At 41.1% G+C, this 21643-nt stretch carries 17 protein-coding genes; 6 read left to right on the top strand and 11 right to left on the bottom strand.

Translation table 11 applies throughout. The features are described from left to right. Positions 1 to 2 precede the first annotated feature (2 nt). The 3 genes from Q4533_RS07535 (at position 3) to Q4533_RS07545 (ending at position 5336) form a co-directional block, all read left to right on the top strand. Positions 3 to 395 (top strand): phosphate ABC transporter substrate-binding protein, encoded by a 393-nt coding sequence (locus Q4533_RS07535; RefSeq protein WP_102476215.1) that lies wholly within the window; start codon positions 3 to 5, stop codon positions 393 to 395. A 272-nt stretch (positions 396 to 667) separates the two neighbouring features. Beyond that, a complete protein-coding gene (locus Q4533_RS07540; protein ID WP_303502534.1) occupies positions 668 to 2860 on the top strand; it encodes a M3 family metallopeptidase in 2193 nt (730 codons plus the stop codon). Between the two features lie 397 nt (positions 2861 to 3257). Next, complete coding sequence (locus Q4533_RS07545) at positions 3258 to 5336, top strand: bifunctional 2',3'-cyclic-nucleotide 2'-phosphodiesterase/3'-nucleotidase (protein ID WP_303502535.1); 2079 nt, start codon at positions 3258 to 3260, stop codon at positions 5334 to 5336. 59 nt (positions 5337 to 5395) lie between these two features. Here the strand turns inward: Q4533_RS07545 and Q4533_RS07550 are convergent, their stop codons facing one another. Together Q4533_RS07550 and cobB are read right to left on the bottom strand one after the other, a co-directional pair. Then, positions 5396 to 5824, bottom strand: coding sequence for an AAA family ATPase (locus Q4533_RS07550; protein WP_303502544.1), 429 nt, complete (start codon positions 5822 to 5824; stop codon positions 5396 to 5398). A 23-nt stretch (positions 5825 to 5847) separates the two neighbouring features. Continuing rightward, positions 5848 to 6594, bottom strand: coding sequence for a Sir2 family NAD+-dependent deacetylase (gene cobB, locus Q4533_RS07555; protein ID WP_102438297.1), 747 nt, complete (start codon positions 6592 to 6594; stop codon positions 5848 to 5850). A 290-nt stretch (positions 6595 to 6884) separates the two neighbouring features. On the opposite strand from cobB, the gene fur reads away from it, so the two are divergent. Then, a complete protein-coding gene (gene fur, locus Q4533_RS07560; RefSeq protein WP_076537462.1) occupies positions 6885 to 7316 on the top strand; it encodes a ferric iron uptake transcriptional regulator in 432 nt (143 codons plus the stop codon). Positions 7317 to 7400: 84 nt separating this feature from the next. On the opposite strand, the gene Q4533_RS07565 is transcribed toward fur, so the two are convergent. The 9 genes from Q4533_RS07565 to sdhC all read right to left on the bottom strand — a co-directional run bounded on the left by Q4533_RS07565 (position 7401) and on the right by sdhC (position 17735). Next, positions 7401 to 7901 (bottom strand): GNAT family N-acetyltransferase, encoded by a 501-nt coding sequence (locus Q4533_RS07565; RefSeq protein WP_303412640.1) that lies wholly within the window; start codon positions 7899 to 7901, stop codon positions 7401 to 7403. A 198-nt stretch (positions 7902 to 8099) separates the two neighbouring features. After that, the gene (gene sucD, locus Q4533_RS07570) at positions 8100 to 8972 is read right to left on the bottom strand and encodes a succinate--CoA ligase subunit alpha (protein WP_102438301.1); all 873 of its coding nucleotides are present in this window, start codon (positions 8970 to 8972) and stop codon (positions 8100 to 8102) included. Then, positions 8972 to 10138 carry an ADP-forming succinate--CoA ligase subunit beta gene (sucC, locus tag Q4533_RS07575; protein ID WP_076537457.1) on the bottom strand — a complete coding sequence of 389 codons (1167 nt, stop codon included), beginning with the start codon at positions 10136 to 10138 and terminating at the stop codon, positions 8972 to 8974. Before sucC ends, sucD begins: the two co-directional genes overlap by 1 nt. Before the next feature lie 79 nt (positions 10139 to 10217). Then, positions 10218 to 11408 carry a 2-oxoglutarate dehydrogenase complex dihydrolipoyllysine-residue succinyltransferase gene (gene odhB, locus Q4533_RS07580; protein WP_102438303.1) on the bottom strand — a complete coding sequence of 397 codons (1191 nt, stop codon included), beginning with the start codon at positions 11406 to 11408 and terminating at the stop codon, positions 10218 to 10220. A 27-nt stretch (positions 11409 to 11435) separates the two neighbouring features. Continuing rightward, the gene (gene sucA, locus Q4533_RS07585) at positions 11436 to 14258 is read right to left on the bottom strand and encodes a 2-oxoglutarate dehydrogenase E1 component (protein WP_102438305.1); all 2823 of its coding nucleotides are present in this window, start codon (positions 14256 to 14258) and stop codon (positions 11436 to 11438) included. Between the two features lie 254 nt (positions 14259 to 14512). Continuing rightward, the gene (locus Q4533_RS07590; protein ID WP_076537448.1) at positions 14513 to 15220 is read right to left on the bottom strand and encodes a succinate dehydrogenase iron-sulfur subunit; all 708 of its coding nucleotides are present in this window, start codon (positions 15218 to 15220) and stop codon (positions 14513 to 14515) included. Positions 15221 to 15231: 11 nt separating this feature from the next. Beyond that, on the bottom strand, positions 15232 to 16998 hold the full coding sequence (gene sdhA, locus Q4533_RS07595; protein ID WP_102476208.1) for a succinate dehydrogenase flavoprotein subunit: 1767 nt from the start codon (positions 16996 to 16998) through the stop codon (positions 15232 to 15234). Then, the gene (sdhD, locus tag Q4533_RS07600) at positions 16999 to 17346 is read right to left on the bottom strand and encodes a succinate dehydrogenase, hydrophobic membrane anchor protein (protein WP_076537444.1); all 348 of its coding nucleotides are present in this window, start codon (positions 17344 to 17346) and stop codon (positions 16999 to 17001) included. It abuts the gene before it with no gap. After that, positions 17340 to 17735: a succinate dehydrogenase, cytochrome b556 subunit gene (gene sdhC / locus Q4533_RS07605; protein WP_102438307.1), complete on the bottom strand. Its 396-nt coding sequence runs from the start codon at positions 17733 to 17735 to the stop codon at positions 17340 to 17342. Before sdhC ends, sdhD begins: the two co-directional genes overlap by 7 nt. A 415-nt stretch (positions 17736 to 18150) precedes the next feature. On the opposite strand from sdhC, the gene Q4533_RS07610 reads away from it, so the two are divergent. Beyond that, a complete protein-coding gene (locus tag Q4533_RS07610; RefSeq protein ID WP_102438309.1) occupies positions 18151 to 19437 on the top strand; it encodes a citrate synthase in 1287 nt (428 codons plus the stop codon). 1097 nt (positions 19438 to 20534) lie between these two features. Continuing rightward, positions 20535 to 21641 (top strand): efflux RND transporter periplasmic adaptor subunit, encoded by a 1107-nt coding sequence (locus Q4533_RS07615; RefSeq protein ID WP_102438311.1) that lies wholly within the window; start codon positions 20535 to 20537, stop codon positions 21639 to 21641. Positions 21642 to 21643: the final 2 nt, after the last annotated feature.

A 21643-nucleotide genomic window follows, 5' to 3' on the forward strand; every position in this document is an offset into this window, starting at 1 on the left:
AAATGAAAAAATTATTATCTATTTTAGCGCTCAGTGTGAGCTGTGTGTTTTCTGTTAATGCTGCCGTAGTAGTGATCGGTAATCCAGCCGCTGCTGATATAAGCAAATCCGATGCTAAAAAAGCCTTTTTAGGCAAAGGTTCTTCATTTGTCGTTTATGAACTTGAAGAAGGCAACCCTATCCGCTCTGAATTTCATAGCGCAGTAACGGGTAAGTCTGATGCTCAGCTTAAAGCTTTTTGGTCAAAGCAGGTATTTACTGGTAAAGGCACACCACCAGCAACCATTGGTGACGCATCAGGCATGAAAGCTGCAATAGCAGCAGATGCTAATGCTATCGGTTATATTGACGAAGCCGATGTTGATGGCAGCGTGAAAGTAATTCTAAAACCATAACATTGCTCGAAATAGTGTGACTTAAACATAGATTATAAGCCTTGTTTACATATCACTAGTTAGTAATAAATAAAGGACTTAACTCTCGTTAGGTCCTTTTTTTATGTTTTGTTACAAAAGTAACCTAAAGGTATACGAAAGTATGATAAAAATTTGTTAATCTAGCAGCAAATCATAAACAAATAACAATGATGATTTGTGACTCTTTAACGGTTTATACATCGGCATAGGGTTATTTAGACAACCATTTCAAAGCAAACAGGGAAATAATTATGAAGGGACTAACCCTCACACCACTTTTTTCTGCCATGGCGTTAACTTTAGCGCTAAGTGCATGTTCAGATAATAACGTTGAAACCGTCCAAACGTCTCAAGCACCCAATGCGGTTGCAACGACTAGCATCACCCAAGATGCTAACAACCCTTTTTTCAAACCCTATGATACCTTTATGGAAATCCCAGATTTCGATAACATCAAAAATGAGCATTTTTTACCGGCTTTTGAAGCAGGCATTGCTGAACGTAAAGCTGAAATTAATAGCATTACCAATAACCCTGATGCTGCGACTTTCGCTAACACCATTGAAGCGATGGAGTTTTCTGGTGCGCTGCTCACTAAAGTATCGGGCGTTTTTTATAATTTAACCGGTGCCCACACAAACCCAGAGATACAAGCAATTTCAAAACAAGTCTCACCTATGTTGTCATCTGCTAGTGATGACATTTATTTAAATGATAAATTATTTCAGCGGGTAAAAGCAGTTTACAACCAAGCTGACACATATCAACTTAATACCGCTCAAACAAAGCTTTTAGAAGATACCTACAAACGCTTTACTCGCGGCGGAGCAAACCTATCAGCTGAAGACAAGAGCACTTTGCGTGCCCTTAATGAACAGATTGGTAAACTAAACTTAGAGTTTGGTGACAACTTACTGGCTGAAACCAATGCCTTTGAGTTAGTTATCGATAACAAAGCTGATTTAGCCGGGCTTCCTCAAGACGTAATCGACACTGCGGCAGCAACAGCTACAAAACGTGGCCATGAAGGCAAGTGGGTGTTTACCACGCAGCGTCCTTCAATTACACCATTTTTAACCTATGCTGAAAATCGCGATTTAAGAGAAGCGCTTTTCAAAGGTTATATTGAGCGTGCCAATAATAATAATGCCAATGATAACAAAGCAGGTTTAGCGAAAATTGCGGCACTTCGCGCACAAAAAGCTAACTTAATGGGCTATAAAACTCATGCTCATTTTGTATTAGAAGAACGCACAGCTAAAAGCCCAGAAAATGTTTACGCCTTACTAGATAAAGTATGGCCTGCAGCGCTCGCACAAGCTAATGCTGAAGTTGCTGATATGCAAGCCGTTATTGACTCACAAGGCGGTGACTTTAGCCTACAAGCTTGGGACTGGTGGTATTACTCAGATCAAATCCGCGTTGCAAAATACGACTTTAATGAGCAACAGACTCGTCCTTATTTTTCACTTGAATCAACATTATCAGGTGTATTTTATACCGCTAATCGCTTATTCGGCATCACAATGAAAGAGCGCACCGACTTACCTAAGTACCACCCAGATGTCAGAACCTGGGAAGTTTATGACAAAGACGGTTCTTTAATGGCTATTTTCTTGGGTGACTACTACGTGCGCGATAGCAAGCGTGGCGGTGCGTGGATGAATGCCTTCCGCTCACAATCTAATATGAACGGCGTTGAATCAAAGCCAATTATTGTCAATGTACTTAACTACCCTCGCCCAACGGGTGATGAGCCTTCACTACTCACATTTGATGAGGCTAGCACCCTATTCCACGAGTTTGGACATGCGCTACATGGAATGCTATCAAAGGTTGAATATGCTTCTCAATCAGGTACTTCAGTACCGCGAGATTATGTCGAGTTCCCTTCACAAGTGATGGAAAACTGGATGACGCAACCTGAAGTGTTAGCGCAGTTTGCAAAACATTATAAAACCGGCGAAGTGATCCCCACTGAACTTGTTAAGAAAATTCAAGCTGCCAGTAAATTCAACCAAGGGTTTGCTACCGTTGAATATATGGCAGCCACTAAGCTTGATTTAGACTGGCATACATTAACGGACACCAAACTAAGAGATGCCGCCGAATTTGAAGCTGAATCACTTGCCAATATGGGCTTAATTAAAGAAATTGCCCCACGATATCGCAGCAGTTACTTCTCGCATATTTTTGCCGGTGGTTATTCTGCAGGTTATTACAGCTATCTTTGGTCTGATATTTTAGGCGCCGATGCTTTTGAAGCATTTAAAGAAAATGGTATTTTTGACCCAGCAACAGCCCAAGCTTTTAGAGACAATATCTTGTCTCAAGGTGGCAGCGCCGACCCAATGCAGCTTTACCGTCAGTTCCGTGGTAAAGATGCTGGGATCGAGCCACTGTTAAGAAGCCGCGGCTTATTAGAAGATAACGCAGCAGAGTAACTTTATCAGAGTAAATCTGTAGACAATCCACTGCCTGCAAAGAACAAAGCCTGATGTGTTAACATCAGGCTATCTGAAAAAGCTCATCGTTCTCATCCAAAGCACCGCAGCTAAGCGGTGTTTTTTATGCTGATAAAGAAATACTTTATCGTCATTAAAGCGCTGCACGATCAATTTACAGCCCATTTAATCAAACACTAAGCCGATAACAATCAAAAAATATTCAACAAACTGCTTCTATAACCATTTTAGTTAACTTATCACCAATCAAATCATAACTTTGCAATATAGTTTCTGTATAATCCACTGCAATTAACTCACAAATCAAACCCGATGAGTTAACAAAAATAATAGAGCACAAAAATCAAGCTCAGGGTCAAAATAAGAGAGAAAAATAATGGTAAACCAAAAGCTAATAGTCACTATTATAGTTGGCGTACTAGGCGTCAGCGCTTGTGATTCATTGCATGATCAGGCGACAGAAGTTAAGTCTGATGATGTTCAGCCCCTCACCGTCAATTTACGTATTCTAGAAACATCGGATCTTCATGCAAACATCATGGATTTTGATTATTACAAAACAAAATATGATCCGACCATAGGCTTAGCCCGCACTGCAAGTTTGATAAAACAACAAGGTCAAAGTGCTGATAATTTTGTCTTAGTTGATAATGGTGATTTGCTTCAAGGCAGCCCTATGGGTGACTATGTTGCCAATAATTTTAAACAAAAAAGCGCTAACAGTGATACTCACCCAGCTTATAAAGCAATGAATACCCTGGGTTATTCAGTAGGAAATATTGGTAATCATGAATTTAACTACGGTTTAGATTTTTTACACCAGTCTATCTCTGGAGCCAATTTCCCTTATATTAACGCCAACGTATTATGTGAAGCCGACTGTTGGGATAACAAAGTCAAAGGCGATAACCTATTTACCCCTTATATCATTGAAGAAAAAAACGTCGTCGACACCAATGGCGATAAACACATAATTAACATCGGCTATATTGGCTTTGTACCACCACAAATTCTTTTATGGGACAAACAAAACCTTACGGGTAAAGTCACCGTAATGGGAATTATAGAAGCGGCTGAAAAGTTTGTGCCTATGATGAAAGCTCAAGGCGCTGACATTATCGTCGCTATTCCCCACTCTGGGGTCGGCAGCCCTGAAAACCCCATCGACATTAATGATGAAAATGCCACTTGGGCATTATCAAAAGTAGCGGGTATTGATGCCATTACCTTTGGTCATAGTCATTCAATATTCCCTTCAAGCACCTTTTCAGACCTTAAAAATGCCGATATAAACAAAGGCACCATAAATGGCGTTGCGGCGGTTATGCCAGGACGTTGGGGTGATAATTTAGGCGTCATCGATTTTAAATTAGCATTACAAAACGGTAACTGGACTGTCGTAGATAGTATGGCCAAAGCCTTACCTATCTTTGATAAAAGTGCGGCTAAACCAGAGCTAGTCACGGCAGATAAAGCCATCCGTGATGCTATTGCCACAGAGCATCAAGCGACATTAGATTATGTCGATCAGCCCATAGGTAAAGCATCGGCTGATATGTTTAGCTTTTTGACCTTAGTACAAGATGATCCCACAGTGCAAATTGTGTCAGATGCACAAATTGCTAAAGTGAAAGCTAACTTAACGGAGGCTTTAAAAGATATTCCGGTATTGTCCGCTGCTGCGCCATTTAAAGCAGGTGGCCGCCATAGCACTGCAGCAGATGCCGAGTCTTATGTGCAAGTCCCAAGTGGTGAGCTAACCTATAAAAATGCGGCAGATTTATATCTTTACCCTAACACCTTGGTTGCTGTTAAGTTAAGTGGCGCTCAAATTAAAGATTGGTTGGAATGCAGTGCAAATCAATTTAATCAAATTGATGTTAACTCTACTGAGCCTCAATACCTGATTAACTGGAATACCCACCGCACCTATAACTTTGATGTCATAGATGGTGTCAGCTACAACATTGATGTAACTCAACCAAATAAATTTGATGGCGATTGTGCATTAGTTAATGCCGATGCTAACCGAATAGTCGGGCTAAGTTACACTCACGGCGACACTGTTATCAGTGGTGCTGAATTTAATGCCAAAGAATTTATAATCGCAACCAATAATTATCGCGCATTTGGTGGTAAATTCGCCGGAACGGGTTCTGAATTCGTGGTAATGGAACTACCAGACACAAACCGTGAAGCCCTAGCTCAGTACATCACTGATGAAACTGAAGCCAATGGTTTAGTTGATCCAAGTGCTGATAATAACTGGGATTTCGTGACCATTAATTCGGCAACAAAGTTAGATATTCGCTTTGAAACCCAAAACAGTGAACTTGCTGATAAATTTATCAGCGGCTATCAAGTGCGACCTATGACAAAGCGCACTGATATCACAGATGAATTTGGTTTTGCGATTTATAATATTGACCTGCAATCCGCTGTTAAAGCTAAATAATCAACCTTTAACATCAAAAAAGGCGCCGCGGCGCCTTTTTAGTTAATCTTAAAACAAGTCTAATCATCAAGTTCAAACATTAATCCCATTTTAGCAATTTGTGCCAATGGCACCTTATGTTGATTACGTTTAGCGCATAATTTTTGATGTTCAACACTTTTAGGCTCACCAGTCACCACGACTCTTACTTGATAACCCAAGGCCTTCGCTGCGGCTTCATAAGCCGTATATTCCCAACGGCATACATTGGTATTGTCACAAATAACGTAAGGCTCGTTATGGGCCATCGCATTAATAAATGCGCTTAAATTAGCCTGGTGATACTGGGCGAGTTTTTTTGGATTAAAGCGGTATTCGCCATTACGAACAAAATAACTGTCAGTAGAGAAGTAACCATATTGCCGTATGTGTATGGCGTTATCTACACCTAACTGTTCAATGAATTCATTAACCCAAGTTGATTTACCACTACCCGGTAAACCGCGCATGATTATCGCAACTTTATCCCTACTCAAGCACTCATTTCCTTTGTCGCGACTTCACTGCCAAGGGTTTTACCGGCTAAAATTGACTCTACTAACGCAGGCACAACATCACCAGCTTTACCGGTAAAATGATATTGAAATTGGCTATGGCGATCTGCCGCTAACAGATTAACTTCTACTGTTTGTGCACCATGATGATTAGCGCTGTCGACAAAGCCCGCTGCGGGATAAACCGTCCCAGAAGTCCCAATAGCGATAAATAAATCACAGTTATCCAGCGCATCATGAATTCTATCCATACCAAATGGCATTTCACCAAACCAGACAATATGCGGCCTTAATCGTTTGGCAGGAATACAGCAGGTACAGCAATTGTCTTCACCAAAAGGTTCTCTAAGGACAAACGTTTGCAATGACTGTGGGCAGCGTCCTTTGGATAATTCTCCATGCATATGTAATAAACGTTTTGAACCTGCCCGCTCGTGTAAATCATCTACATTTTGAGTGATAACCAGTAGCTTGCCAGGAAACTCAGCTTCTAATTTTGCTAATGCTGCATGAGCGGCATTAGGATGAACCTCACCGCTATGGAGGTTTTCCCAACGGCTATTATAAAAACGTTCAACTAAATTGATATCGCGGGCATAACCTTCAGGGGTGGCCACATCTTCAATATGATGTTGCTCCCACAAACCGTCTTCATCGCGAAATGTTTTTATCCCCGATTCAGCGGAAATACCTGCGCCAGTTAAGACCACAATCTGCTGATACATGTGAATTCCTTGTTTTGATTATAATTATCATTACTGGGTACAAAGCTTGATAACCCTATTTAACATTATAGTGATATAAAAGCCGTTAATGCTCAATAATCCCTTAGTATAAGTAAGTTTATTAGGTGAATTTTAACCTATTGGTCAATATTGTATGGCTCATTGGCCAAAATCACTGCTTATATGACGATTAACTCATTTGAAAGGTTCCAGTTTCTGATTGCAACACATATAATGATCTTAATTATCCACGGAGGAACCGATAAGGTTCTGTAATCAAGAGATTAGCGATGACAGATGGAAATCAAGCACTCAAGAAAGCAGGTTTAAAGATAACACTGCCACGAGTTAAAATTCTAGAATTAATGCAAGCCCCTGAAAACCAACATATCAGTGCAGAAGATCTGTACAAAAAATTACTCGATATTGGTGAGGAAATTGGCTTAGCTACTGTTTATCGCGTATTAAACCAATTTGATGATGCGGGTATCCTTAATCGTCACCATTTTGAAAGTGGCAAAGCGGTTTTTGAAATGTCGACTCAAAAGCATCATGATCATCTTGTTTGCCTAACCTGCGATAAAGTAATTGAATTCTCTGATGAGGTCATTGAACGTCGTCAAGACGAAATAGCAATGCGTCATAATATTAAGCTAACTCACCACAGCTTATATTTATACGGTCACTGCACCAATGACAGCTGTGATCACGCTGACGAATAATTATCGCCAAGCCTGATAAATAGTCATTAAAAAACCAGCATACTTGCTGGTTTTTTGTTTTTACACTCGCCATAAGTTATGCCTTTATAAAGCCATTTGATACACATGTACTTTCGAGCCGAGATATTCGCTTTCTTCATGTATGCTCATACCGAGCTTTTTCGCTATCGCTTCTGAACCTGTATTGCCATGTAAAATAAGGGCTATGACTAAATCAATATCGAACTGTGGCTTTAGTGTATCAACTACCGCTTGCGCTGCCTCATTGCCTATGCCCTTGCCCCAATATTCTGGTAAATAGCGATAACCTATTTCTACTTTATCGTATTCAGGAAGATATTTAGGCCCACAAAAGCCAATGACTTTATTATCTTCCTTATGATGCACCGCCCAACGACCAAAACCATGCTTTTGATAATCAGCTTGAATAATTGAGGTAAAAATCTCTTTTGCTTCAGCTATGCTAGTAAGTGGCTCTTGGGGGATATAAGTTAATATTTCTGGAATACTGTTCATTAAAAATAATGCTTCTGCATCCTCTTCAACAAAAGGTCGCATGATAAGCCTTGGGGTTTCAGTAATAATACCAATCGGTTTTATGACGTTACTCATGATTATCCTTAATCATTTAAATACTAATATGGCTAGTTAAACACAGATTAATACTCAGTAAAACATATGATTACAGTTTTAAATTAATAATTTTGAAGAACATATTTAGCGATAGGAAACGAAAAAACAAAAAAGGCGCCAAATGGCGCCTTTTGATTAACTCACTAGAATTTACCAGCCAGTTTTAGTACGCAGTGCTTTACCGATGTCAGCTAAAGAGCGAACTGTGCTTACGCCAGCAGCTTCTAATGCAGCAAACTTATCTTCAGCAGTACCTTTACCACCAGCGATAATTGCGCCAGCATGACCCATACGCTTACCTTCTGGTGCAGTAACACCAGCAATGTAAGATACAACAGGCTTAGTTACATTTGCTTTGATGAATTCAGCAGCTTCTTCTTCAGCAGTACCACCAATTTCACCAATCATTACGATTGCTTCAGTTTGTGGATCGTTTTGGAACATTTCCAATACGTCGATGAAGTTAGTACCTGGAATTGGGTCACCACCAATACCTACACAAGTAGATTGGCCAAAACCTTCGTCAGTAGTTTGTTTAACAGCTTCGTACGTTAATGTACCAGAGCGTGAAACAATACCGACTTTACCAGGCTTGTGGATGTGACCAGGCATGATACCAATCTTACACTCACCAGGAGTGATAACACCTGGACAGTTAGGACCAATCATACGCACGCCAGTTTCTTCAAGTTTAACTTTAACTTGAAGCATGTCTAAAGTTGGAATACCTTCAGTAATGCATACGATTAGCTCAATGCCACCGTCGATTGCTTCAAGGATTGCATCTTTACAAAAAGGTGCTGGTACATAGATAACAGTCGCAGTTGCACCCGTTTCAGCTACAGCATCTTTAACAGTATTAAATACAGGAAGACCTAGGTGAACTTGACCACCTTTTCCTGGAGATACACCGCCAACCATTTTTGTACCGTAAGCAATTGCTTGCTCAGAGTGGAAAGTACCTTGGCCACCAGTGAAACCTTGACAGATAACTTTAGTATCTTTGTTAATTAATACGGACATTATTTGCCCTCCGCAGCAGCAACAACTTTCTCAGCAGCATCAGTTAATGACGCAGCTGCGATAATATCAAGACCAGAACCTGCAAGCACTTCACGGCCTAATTCAGCGTTAGTACCTTCAAGACGGACAACAACAGGAACTTCTACACCGACTTCTTTTACAGCGCCGATAATACCTTCTGCAATCATGTCACAACGTACGATGCCACCAAAGATGTTAACTAAAACAGCTTTAACGTTTGAGTCAGAAAGAATGATTTTAAATGCTTCTGCTACACGTTCTTTAGTTGCTCCGCCGCCAACGTCTAAGAAGTTAGCTGGCTTGCCGCCATGTAGGTTTACGATGTCCATAGTACCCATTGCTAGGCCTGCACCGTTAACCATACAACCCACGTTTCCGTCTAATGCAACGTAGTTAAGTTCAAACTTGGCTGCGTGTGCTTCACGAGCATCATCTTGTGATGGATCGTGCATGTCACGGATTTTAGGTTGACGGAATAAAGCATTTCCATCGATACCAATCTTGCCATCAAGACAATGGATATTACCTTCGTCAGTGATCACAAGCGGGTTGATTTCTAATAAAGCGAAATCATGGTCTTCGAACATTTTTGCAAGACCCATAAACACTTTAGTGAACTGCTTCATTTGAGTTGGGTTTAAACCTAACTTAAAGCCAAGATCACGTGCTTGGTATGGTTGAGGACCTGTTAAAGGATCGATAATTGCTTTGTGAATTAACTCTGGGGTTTCTTCAGCCACAGTTTCAATTTCAACGCCACCTTCAGTTGATGCCATAAACACAACGCGACGAGTCGCACGGTCAACAACAGCACCTAGGTAAAGTTCATTTGCAATATCAGTACAGCTTTCTACTAAAATTTTAGCAACAGGCTGGCCTTTTTCATCAGTTTGGTAAGTCACTAAGTTCTTACCTAACCATTTTTCAGCAAATGCTCTGATTTCTTCTTTATCGCCAGTGACTTTAACGCCACCTGCTTTACCACGGCCGCCAGCGTGTACTTGACACTTAACAACCCACATATCGCCGCCAATGTGACCAGCAGCTTCTACCGCTTCTTGGGCTGTATCGCAAGCGAAGCCTTCTGAAACTGGTAAACCATATTCGGCAAATAAGGATTTTGCCTGATACTCATGCAAATTCATGATGATCTATCCATATACTTCTTTATAAAATCCTACTGGCTCTAACGAGCCAGCTACGAGGGTATTGTCTAGTTGACTCTTAGAGGTCAAGCAATAGACGAGTTGGATCTTCAAGGAAGTCTTTAATAGCGACCAAGAAACCAACCGACTCACGGCCATCAACAATTCGATGATCGTAAGATAATGCTAGGTACATCATAGGTTGAATAACAACCTCACCATTCACAGCCATTGGGCGATCTTTAATAGCATGCATGCCTAAAATCGCGCTTTGTGGAAGGTTTAAAATTGGCGTCGACATTAGCGAGCCAAATACGCCGCCATTAGTCACGGTGAAGTTACCACCGGTCATATCAGCAACAGATAACTTGCCATCACGGCCTTTGATTGCTAATTCACGCACATTTTTTTCAATTTCAGCAAGGCTCATGGTATCGGTATCACGTAATACTGGGGTAACCAGACCACGTGGCGTTGATACCGCAATGCTGACATCAAAGTAGTTGTGATAAACCAGTTCATCACCGTCAATAGACGCGTTAACTTCAGGGAAACGTTTTAATGCTTCAGTCACAGCTTTTACGTAGAAAGACATGAAACCTAAACGAATACCATGACGTTTTTCAAATACTTCTTGGTATTGCTTACGAATATCCATGATTGGCTGCATGTTAACTTCGTTAAACGTTGTTAGCATTGCCGTAGAGTTTTTAGCCTCTAATAAACGATTAGCAATAGTCTTACGTAAACGCGTCATAGGAACACGTTTTTGAGTACGACCTTCAAGTGGTGCAATTGGCGCAGGCGCTGCAGCAGGTTTAGCCGCAGGTGCTGACTTCACAAATGCTTCAACATCTTCTTTAGTCACACGTCCACCAACACCAGTGCCTTTTACTTTGCTTGCATCAAGGTTATGCTCAGCAATGAGACGGCGTACAGATGGGCTTAATGCATCATTTGACTCATCTGTAGATTCAGCTACTGGTGATGCAGCTTCTGCTTCTGCTTTAGTCACTTCTTGGCCTGAAACTGCACCAGCAACGAAGTTTGCAATCACTTGCTCACCAAGAACAGTGTCACCTTCTTGGAATAATAATTCGCTAATAGAACCATCTTCTGGCGCAACAACTTCTAGTACAACTTTATCAGTTTCGATATCAACTAGATTTTGGTCACGAGAAACCTGTTCGCCAGGTTGCACATGCCATGTCGCGATTGTTGCATCTGCAACTGATTCTGGCAGAACGGGTACCTTAATTTCGATACTCATGGAAAGCTTTCCTTTTATAATTTTCTATTACGACAGTTTTAATGCGCTATTAACTAATGCTTCTTGTTGGCGTGCATGCAGAGCAGGATAACCACAAGCTGGTGCAGCAGATGCCTCACGGCCAGCGTAGGTTAGTTCAGCTCCGGCAGGGATAGCTGCCCAGAAATGATGTTGGCTACAATACCAAGCACCTTGGTTCTGAGGTTCTTCCTGACACCAAACAAAATCTTTAACGTGCTGATAGTCAGCAAGTGCGGCTTGCATTTCTTCTTGCGGGAACGGATAAAGCTGCTCCACACGGACAATAGCAACGTTAGTAATTTCTTGTTTACGACGCTTGTCGAGTAATTCGAAATACACCTTACCACTACAGAAGACAACGCGATCAACCTTGCTCGCGTCTAATGCATCAAGCTCACCAATCACACTTTGGAAACTTCCTTCAGCGAGCTCTTCAAGTGTAGAAACCGCTAATGGATGACGTAGTAATGATTTAGGCGACATCACCACCAGTGGACGACGCATAGGACGTACAACTTGACGGCGTAGCATGTGATAAACCTGTGCAGGTGTAGAAGGAACACACACTTGCATATTGTGGTTTGCACAAAGCTGTAAGAAACGCTCAAGACGAGCAGATGAATGCTCTGGGCCTTGGCCTTCATAACCATGGGGAAGTAGCATCGTTAGACCACATAATCGGCCCCACTTTTGCTCACCTGAAGATAAGAACTGATCGATAACCACTTGAGCACAATTAACAAAGTCACCAAACTGCGCTTCCCAGATGGTTAATCCGCCCGGCTCTGCTGTGGCATAACCGTACTCAAATGCCAGTACCGAGGCTTCTGATAATACTGAGTCAGTAATATCAATCTCGCCCTGTTCATCAGCGACATTACGAAGCGGCAAATAAGTCGTACCATCATTTTGATTATGTAAAACTGCATGACGATGGAAGAAAGTACCACGACCAGAATCCTGACCGGTAATACGAACGCGTTTTTTATCTTCCAAAATGGTGGCGTAAGCTAAGGTTTCAGCAAAGCCCCAATCAACCGGTTTTTCACCGTTTGCCATCGATACACGGTCTTTATAAATCTTAGCGACCCGTGATTGCAATTTGTGGCTTTCAGGAATATCTACCATCTTTTGCGCAAGACCAATCAGCTTGTCAAAGTTCATTGCACCTTGATAGCTTTCATCCCACTCACGATTAAGATACGGCGACCAGTCAACAGTGTGTAACGTCATTGGACGCCACTCTTTCACTACACAATCACCTGCATCTAATGCATCACGGTAGTTATTGACAAGGCCAGTAACGTCATCAGCAGAGATACTATCTTCTTGAATTAATCGATCAGCATAAATCTTACGCGGCGTAGGATGCTTCTTAATTTTTGCGTACATTAGCGGCTGCGTTGCACTTGGCTCATCAGCTTCGTTATGACCATGGCGGCGATAACACACTAAATCAATCACCACATCACGCTTAAATTCGTTACGGTAATCCACCGCTAACTGCGAAATAAAGGCAACAGCTTCAGGATCATCTGCATTGACATGGAAAATAGGCGCTTGGACCATTTTGGCAATATCAGTACAGTATTCCGTTGAACGCACATCGGCAGTATTAGAGGTAGTGAAACCCACTTGGTTATTAATAACGATACGAATACTACCGCCAACTTTAAAACCACGGGTCTGAGACATGTTAAATGTCTCTTGCACAATACCTTGTCCAGTAATTGCCGAGTCACCATGAATGGTAATTGGCATAACTTGTAAACCATCGCTACAACCACGTCTGTCTTGACGCGCTCGTACTGAACCAATAACCACAGGGTTAACGATTTCTAAATGTGATGGGTTAAAGGCCAGTGCTAAATGAACGTTTCCGCCTGGCGTTTCGAAATCAGATGAAAAGCCTTGGTGATACTTAACGTCACCAGAACCTTGGATTTCATCATGCTTACCGGCAAATTCATCAAATAATTCAGCAGGACGCTTACCCAGTACGTTAACAAGGACGTTTAAGCGACCACGGTGAGCCATACCGACGACAATTTCTTTGGTACCTGCTTCACCTGCGCGATATAAAATCTCACGCATCATTGGCACTAACGCATCACCACCTTCAAGCGAGAAACGTTTTGCGCCTGGAAATTTTGCGCCAAGGTATTTTTCCATACCTTCAGCAGCATTTAGGCCTTCTAGAATGCGTTTCTTAGTGGTGTTATCGTAATTTGCTTTACCCAAAGACGGTTCAAGACGTTGCTGAATCCAACGCTTTTCATCGGTATCGGTAATATGCATGTATTCAGCACCAATAGAACCACAATAGGTACTTTTTAATGCATGAACTATGTCGGCTAATTTAAGGGTGTCACTACCGTATGCAAATGAACCGGTATTGAACTCACGTTGCATATCTTCGGCATCTAAACCATGAAATGATGGGTCTAATTCAGATACTGGCTCACGGTGCCATAAACCTAACGGATCAAGGTTAGCATTTTGGTGACCACGAAAACGGTGAGCGTTAATTAACTGGAGGACTTTTACTTGTTTAGCATCTAACTCTGGGTCAGTAACACGGCTAGCGCCTTTGGCACGACCTTCTAATGCTAAACTGCGGAAATAATCACGTACTTTAGAGTGTGCAGTTTCAGGTAGATCTTGAGAAGTACCATTTACCGCAGGGAGATTATCAAAAACGACTTGCCAATCAGCGGTAACTGAACTTGGATCTTCTTGATAGGCTTCATACATCTCTTCTACGTAGGTCGAATTTGAGCCACTTAAATGTGACGATTCGAGCCAAGCTTTCATGATGCCTTGGTGCATTACTTTTCCTTCCAAACTTGATACACGTGCTTCGCCAATTTCATAATTGCGATACCTGGTTGCACCACAATCGAATCGTATTAACTCTTTCGTTTAACGCTGTTTATCAACTACGGATAATAGCGATATAACTATATAATTTAAACAGTTAATTACAAAGGTCTTCTAACACACACAAAAGAGTCATCCCCATAGTTGAAGATGACTCCCCAATAGAGCTATATAACAATAAATCCCAGCTCTATGTTGCGCATTTACACTGCTCGCTTCAGTAACATTGACTTAATGTGGCCAATGGCTTTAGTTGGGTTTAGTCCTTTAGGACACACATCAACACAATTCATAATACCGTGACAACGGAACACACTGTAAGCATCGTCTAAACCATCTAAACGCTCTTCAGTTGCCGTATCGCGGCTATCAATTAAGAAGCGATATGCATGCAGTAAACCACTTGGTCCGATAAATTTATCAGGGTTCCACCAGAAAGATGGACAAGCAGTAGAACAACAAGCACACATGATACATTCATATAATCCGTCTAAATGAGCACGCTCTTCAGGTGATTGTAAATGTTCACGAGCCGGTGTTTTCTCATCATTGATAAGAAACGGTTTAATTTTTTCGTACTGAGTGTAGAACTGAGTCAGGTCGACAATTAAATCGCGCACAACTGGCATGCCAGGAAGTGGGCGAATTTCAATTTTCTTACCTTTAAAAGTAGAAACAGGCGTAATACACGCAAGGCCGTTTTTACCATTCATGTTCATACCATCACTACCACATACACCCTCACGACATGAGCGTCTAAATGATAATGCAGGATCTAACTCTTTCAGCTTCATCAGTGCATCTAGTACCATCATATCGGTACCTTCTTCCACATCTAAACTGTAATCCTGCATATATGGTTTAGTGTCTACATCAGGATTGTAGCGATAAACTGCAAATTCCAATTTCATCGGGGCTTCTCCTAGTAGGTACGCTTGATAGGCGGGAATGCCGCACGAAGCTTAGGCTCCATGTTGACTTCACGCTTAGTCATTTCTTCTGTGACGGGGTCAAAGACGCTATGACATAACCAATTATCATCATCACGGTCTAAGAAATCCTCACGAGAATGCGCACCACGACTTTCTGTACGGAAGTTCGCAGCATAAGCTGTCGCAATTGCTGTCGCCATCAAGTTATCAAGCTCTAAACATTCAATACGTTGAGTATTAAATTCTGAAGAGTTATCAGATAACTTAGCATTCGCTAAACGATCGCGAATTGCTTTAAGCTCTTTAAGGCCTTCAGCCATTGCATCACCACTTCTAAATACAGAGAAGTTAAGTTGCATACATAACTGTAAGTCTTTACGAATAACAGCAGGATCTTCACCGTCTTTATTGCTTTCCCAGCGATTAAGACGCTCAAGTGATGCTGAAATTTGATCTTCAGATGGCGCTTTTGGATCCGCAGTCGCATCGAGTGCTTTACCTAAATGCTGACCAGCAGCACGTCCAAATACCACTAAATCCAGTAATGAGTTACCACCAAGGCGGTTTGCACCGTGTACTGATACACAAGCAATTTCACCTACAGCGAATAAACCCACGATATCTTGTTCAGTGCCATCAGCATTTTGACGAACAACTTGACCACTCACTTTAGCGGGTAGACCCCCCATCATGTAATGACATGTTGGCAATACAGGAATTGGGCCATCTGCTGGATCAATATGCGCAAAAGTACGAGAAAGTTCACAAACACCAGGAAGACGAGCTTCTAATGTTTCTTTACCTAAGTGATCAAGCTTAAGTAAACAATGCGGCCCTAATGGACCATCTAATCCACGGCCTTCACGAATTTCTGTCATCATCGAGCGAGCAACAACATCACGTGATGCTAAATCTTTTGCATTTGGTGCATAACGTTCCATGAAACGCTCGCCATCTTTATTTAAAAGATAACCACCTTCACCACGACAACCTTCAGTTACAAGCACACCTGCGCCAGCAATACCCGTTGGGTGGAACTGCCACATTTCCATGTCTTGCATTTGAACGCCAGCGCGCATTGCCATACCAACACCGTCACCAGTATTAATATGTGCATTGGTGGTTGAAGCATAAATACGCCCTGCACCACCGGTTGCTAAAATGGTTGCCTTCGCTTTGAAGTAAACAATCTCGCCAGTTTCAATTTCAATAGCCGTACAACCAACTATTGCACCGTCATCGTTTTTCACTAAATCGAGTGCATACCACTCAGAAAATACTTCAGTTTTGTGTTTAACATTTTGCTGATAAAGACAATGAAGTAATGCATGACCTGTACGGTCAGCTGCAGCTGCAGTACGTGCCGCTTGCTCGCCACCAAAGTTTTTTGATTGGCCACCAAACGGACGCTGGTAAATAGTACCGTTTTCAAAACGTGAGAAAGGTAAACCCATTTGCTCAAGTTCAATAACCGCCTCTGGACCTGTCTTACACATGAACTCGATTGCTTCTTGGTCACCGATAAAATCAGAACCTTTCACGGTATCGTACATGTGCTGTTCCCAGTGATCTTCATGAGCATTACCCAACGCAACGGTAATACCACCTTGCGCAGATACTGTATGAGAACGGGTTGGGAAAACTTTAGATAAAAGCGCACAGCTCTTACCTTCTTTAGAAATTTGTAATGCCGCTCGCATGCCAGCGCCACCAGCGCCAATCACTACTGCGTCAAATTCGCGAACTGGAATACTCACTTATACACCCCACACAATTAATATGCCTGCAGCTAGATAACAAAAAGCTGCTACGACAAAAACGAACTGAAGTAATCCACGCACTGATACGTTTTTAACGTAATCAGTTAACACTTGCCAAATACCAATCCATGAATGGATAAGTACAGCAACAAGCGCTAATAAAGTGAATACTTTCATTGGTAAGGTACTGAATAACCCCTGCCAAATTTCGTATGTCAATGGAGCGCTACACGCAATAAAACCCACCATAAAAATGGTATAACAGGCTAAAATTACGGCACTAGCACGAATTAAAATAAAATCATGAACACCACTGCGTCCAAGGCTTGCTGCATTTGTTACCATACCCAAATCCCCACGATGATAGAAAACGCCGCTGATAACACAAAGGCGATTTTTGCTGACGCTAAGCCAGAGGCAAGCTCTTCCCAACGACCGGTATCCATAATCAGATGACGTACGCCAACGATTAAGTGATAACCCAACGCGGTTAGAATTCCCCAAATAACAAACTTAACTAGCAGGTTATCAAAAAGAGATTGTAAGCCAGCGAAACTCTCAGGCGATGCTAAAGATTCATTTAGCATCCAAATAAGAATACCGACAGCAAACAGCATGATAACACCGGAAATACGGTGAAGAATTGACGCAATCGCTGTTGCAGGAAAGCGAATGGTCTGTAGGTCTATATGGACAGGTCTTTGCTTTTTCACGTTCTGCTCACTCAGCTCCATTGAGCATTATTTTTATTATTCATCTTGCTTTGCTTCTATTTGTTACACCAAACTACAAATGTAAACAAAATGTTGAAACTTAACAGACTACTATCAAACACTTAACCATTTGAGAATTCACTAATTTAGACAACGTAAAAATGTTTTCAAAAATGTGATGTTTGTCGCCCTTCAGGACGCAGGCAAGTATACTCAAGGCAATTGTCAAATACAAACATCACACTATGTAAAATTTGTTTTTTGATGTTTTTTTTGCAAAAAAACCATTGCTAACAAGGCGTCTAGCAAGCTTTATACCATGGTCTAATAAATTTAAACGCTTATTTAAATTGAAATGTGACACTAATTCACTGTAAAGTAATGTCCGCTTAACATGCCGCACTCACAGAAAAGAATGAAGTAAGGAGAACGGGGTATGGCTGACAATATAGCCAAATTAGAGTTACCGGGGACAGATTCGATCGAATTACCTATCAAGCAGGGAACTGCTGGGTTTGATGTAATCGATATCAGTAAACTTGGAAAGACAGGTCATTTCACCTTCGATCCAGGTTTTTTAGCGACCGCATCTTGCGAGTCTGCAATTACATACATTGATGGCGAAAAAGGTGTACTTACACACCGTGGCTATCCAATTTATGAACTAGCTACTGAATCTAACTATTTAGACGTTTGTTACTTACTGCTTTATGGTGAATTACCAAGCAAAACTCAATACGAAGAGTTTGTGGCTATGGTTAAGAATCACACCATGGTGAACGAGCAATTAGCTTCGTTTTTCAGAGGTTTCCGTCGTGATGCACATCCAATGGCTATGCTATGTGGTGTTACGGGTGCATTATCTGCGTTTTACCAAGATTCTCTTGATGTCAATGATGAAAAACATCGTGAAATTGCGGCTTTCCGCCTTGTTTCTAAGATGCCAACCATTGCAGCAATGTGCTACAAGTATTCAATCGGTCAACCTTTTGTTTACCCACGCAACGACCTAAGTTATGCAGGTAATTTCCTTAGCATGATGTTCGCTGTTCCGTGTGAACAATACCAAGTCAATCCAGTTGTTGAAAAAGCAATGGACAGAATCTTTGTATTACACGCTGATCATGAACAAAACGCTTCTACCTCTACGGTTCGTTTAGCGGGTTCATCTGGTGCTAACCCATTTGCATGTATCGCAGCGGGTATTGCTTCACTATGGGGTCCTGCTCATGGTGGTGCTAACGAAGCTTGTCTAAATATGCTTGAAGAAATTGGCAGTGTTGATCGCATCCCTGAGTTTATTGCTCGTGCGAAAGACAAAGCTGATCCATTCCGCTTAATGGGCTTTGGTCATCGCGTTTACAAAAACTTCGACCCTCGCGCTAAAGTGATGCGTGAAACATGTCATGAAGTGTTAGCTGAGCTAAATGTGAACGATCCTTTGCTAGATGTAGCGATGGAACTTGAACGCATTGCTTTAGAAGACGATTATTTCGTATCTAAAAAGCTTTATCCAAATGTTGATTTCTACTCAGGGATCATCATGAAAGCAATCGGTATCCCTACTAGTATGTTTACAGTGTTATTTGCACTTTCTCGTACTGTTGGTTGGATTGCACATTGGAAAGAAATGCTTGACCAACCAGGTCACAAAATCAGTCGTCCACGTCAGTTATACACTGGCTCAGACGAGCGTGACTTTGTCAGCATAGATAAACGATAACTTAATCGTTTGTGAAAAAAGCGCCTATTTAGGCGCTTTTTTAATGCCTAGAGAAGCTGTTTTGTTAGCGTTGACAGCCTCGCTCAATGAACACAAAAATCCCTTGCTGCGAACTTTGGTTACCATAGCAGCCAAGTATGAATAAAACTACCAAACACATTTATCCCCGTTTAAAGCTCATTCACCATAGATTGGTCATAAGCCACATTATCTAGGTCCGCTTCATTATTTACTAAATCCTAATAGCCGCCACAGGTTAATTTTAGTCGAAATTAAAGGGTCGCCGGCACTTTAGCACTTGGTTTTGTATTACAAATTAGAATTAAATAAGCTTTAAAATATGTCCAAAGTACGCCATAAATCGGCCTAATTAACCCAATTACATTTGTGTTTATAGAAGGAGTTGCATCAGATTTGTGCTAGGCAATACAACTGCCTATTAGAAATATTGCCGATTTTAATTCATTTGAAGTTAAAGATTAAGCTAGAAAAATACTGTAAATCATCCAAAAACATTCATAAAATAGTCATTTTCATTCACGTTAGGCCCTAATAAACAATAAATTGAGTAAAAATATCAATTAAATCTGATATAAAAAGCTGCTTTTTAAATTATATCGCTATAAAGAAAATCTTTTTGTTCTAAAAAATGGCCATTAGAGATATTAAAACTTACAATTTGGTTTCCTTTTTACCCAGAATTTGGTCTTCTTTATATGCTTTTACACCTTGAAATATTTTCACGTTCATTTTATTTGTATTATTAATAATTTTCTTGTTAAAGCCAAATTAATTCAATGGCCATTTACCCACAATCCTAATCAACAAAAATCAGAACCCTTAACTCAAATCTTAGTAAGCAATTTCACCATTTGTTGAGCATTCCCACTACCCCTTGTTAACATTTAAGTTCCTAAAATACCGCCACCCAATTAAAGCTCTGAAAAATAACAATAATTTATTTTGGCACATTACGTGCTTTGTAAACATAAATTCAACATTTGTTACATGTTATAACGTGACGTTTGCATGCTTTGGTTTCAGACTCTGTGGCATGTCACGTCACTTATAACACTTAGTTAATTGGCAGGTATCCCATGGAAAGGTTCAACAACATTAAAAAATTCACCTCATCCGTTTTTTGTATTACGGCATTTTCAATCATGCTTAGTGGCTGTAATGGTGAACAAGAAACAGCTGCAGAAGAAGAAAAATACGCGGTACCTGTTGAGGTATCACAAGTGACTCAAGGAAATGTGTCTTCATTTTATAGCACCACCGCGACGCTAGAAGCGCCCGAGGAAGCCCATGTTGTCACCCGAATTGCAGGCTTAATTACTTCAATAAACGTTGAAGAAGGCGATAGAGTTACAAAGGGCCAAGCACTGGCGACCATTGATGCCAAACGCCAACAATTTGATTATCAGCGTGCGCTTGCTGAAGTTCAGATTATTGAGCAAGAATTAAACCGCTTAAAACAGATGAAAAACAAAGAATTTGTAAGTCAAGATGTGATGGCAAAGCTGGAGTTTAACTTACAAGCCGCAATGGCTCAGCGAGATCTCGCAGAACTATACGTGATTGAAAGCCGCATTGTTTCACCTATCGATGGCATTGTCGCCACCAGGCATGTGAAAAAAGGCAATATGGCCAAAGAGTTTGAAGAGTTGTTTTATATTGTCAATCAAGATGAACTACACGGAATTGTACATTTACCAGAGCAACAACTTAATAGCTTACGTTTAGGACAAGAAGCGCGCATTAGTAATCAATACGCTAATAACAAGGGCTCAACAGAACAAGATATTATCGCTAATGTATTACGAATTAGCCCAATTGTTGATGCCCAAAGCGGTACATTCAAAGTAACTATCGCCATCAACAATAAAGACGCAACATTAAAAGCCGGCATGTTCACGCGTGTTGAGCTTAAATATGATACCCACAATGATGTTGTTACTGTGCCTTTTAACGCCATTATTAACCAAGATGACACCCAAGCACTGTATGTCATTAAAGATAACACCGCTAACCGTCGTGAAGTGATTCTCGGTTATCGCGAAAATGATAAAGTTGAAATTCTATCTGGTGTGCAATCTGGTGAACAAATCGTCATTCGTGGTCAGCAAAACCTTAAAGACCTGTCGTTAGTTGAAATCATCAGTCCGCTTTCTTACGCCAAAAACAGCCTAGCCAGCAAATAGAC

The organism is Shewanella sp. 6_MG-2023 (assembly GCF_030547195.1).
Classification (GTDB): domain Bacteria; phylum Pseudomonadota; class Gammaproteobacteria; order Enterobacterales; family Shewanellaceae; genus Shewanella.

Bases quoted from the DNA above. Each gene is read 5' to 3' on its own strand.
- Q4533_RS07535 (WP_102476215.1), top strand. From the start codon at position 3: ATGAAAAAATTATTATCTATTTTAGCGCTCAGTGTGAGCTGTGTGTTT.
- Q4533_RS07540 (WP_303502534.1), top strand. From the start codon at position 668: ATGAAGGGACTAACCCTCACACCACTTTTTTCTGCCATGGCGTTAACT.
- Q4533_RS07545 (WP_303502535.1), top strand. From the start codon at position 3,258: ATGGTAAACCAAAAGCTAATAGTCACTATTATAGTTGGCGTACTAGGC.
- Q4533_RS07550 (WP_303502544.1), bottom strand. From the start codon at position 5,824: ATGCGCGGTTTACCGGGTAGTGGTAAATCAACTTGGGTTAATGAATTC.
- cobB (WP_102438297.1), bottom strand. From the start codon at position 6,594: ATGTATCAGCAGATTGTGGTCTTAACTGGCGCAGGTATTTCCGCTGAA.
- fur (WP_076537462.1), top strand. From the start codon at position 6,885: ATGACAGATGGAAATCAAGCACTCAAGAAAGCAGGTTTAAAGATAACA.
- sucD (WP_102438301.1), bottom strand. From the start codon at position 8,972: ATGTCCGTATTAATTAACAAAGATACTAAAGTTATCTGTCAAGGTTTC.
- sucC (WP_076537457.1), bottom strand. From the start codon at position 10,138: ATGAATTTGCATGAGTATCAGGCAAAATCCTTATTTGCCGAATATGGT.
- odhB (WP_102438303.1), bottom strand. From the start codon at position 11,408: ATGAGTATCGAAATTAAGGTACCCGTTCTGCCAGAATCAGTTGCAGAT.
- sucA (WP_102438305.1), bottom strand. From the start codon at position 14,258: ATGCACCAAGGCATCATGAAAGCTTGGCTCGAATCGTCACATTTAAGT.
- Q4533_RS07590 (WP_076537448.1), bottom strand. From the start codon at position 15,220: ATGAAATTGGAATTTGCAGTTTATCGCTACAATCCTGATGTAGACACT.
- sdhD (WP_076537444.1), bottom strand. From the start codon at position 17,346: ATGGTAACAAATGCAGCAAGCCTTGGACGCAGTGGTGTTCATGATTTT.
- sdhC (WP_102438307.1), bottom strand. From the start codon at position 17,735: ATGGAGCTGAGTGAGCAGAACGTGAAAAAGCAAAGACCTGTCCATATA.
- Q4533_RS07610 (WP_102438309.1), top strand. From the start codon at position 18,151: ATGGCTGACAATATAGCCAAATTAGAGTTACCGGGGACAGATTCGATC.
- Q4533_RS07615 (WP_102438311.1), top strand. From the start codon at position 20,535: ATGGAAAGGTTCAACAACATTAAAAAATTCACCTCATCCGTTTTTTGT.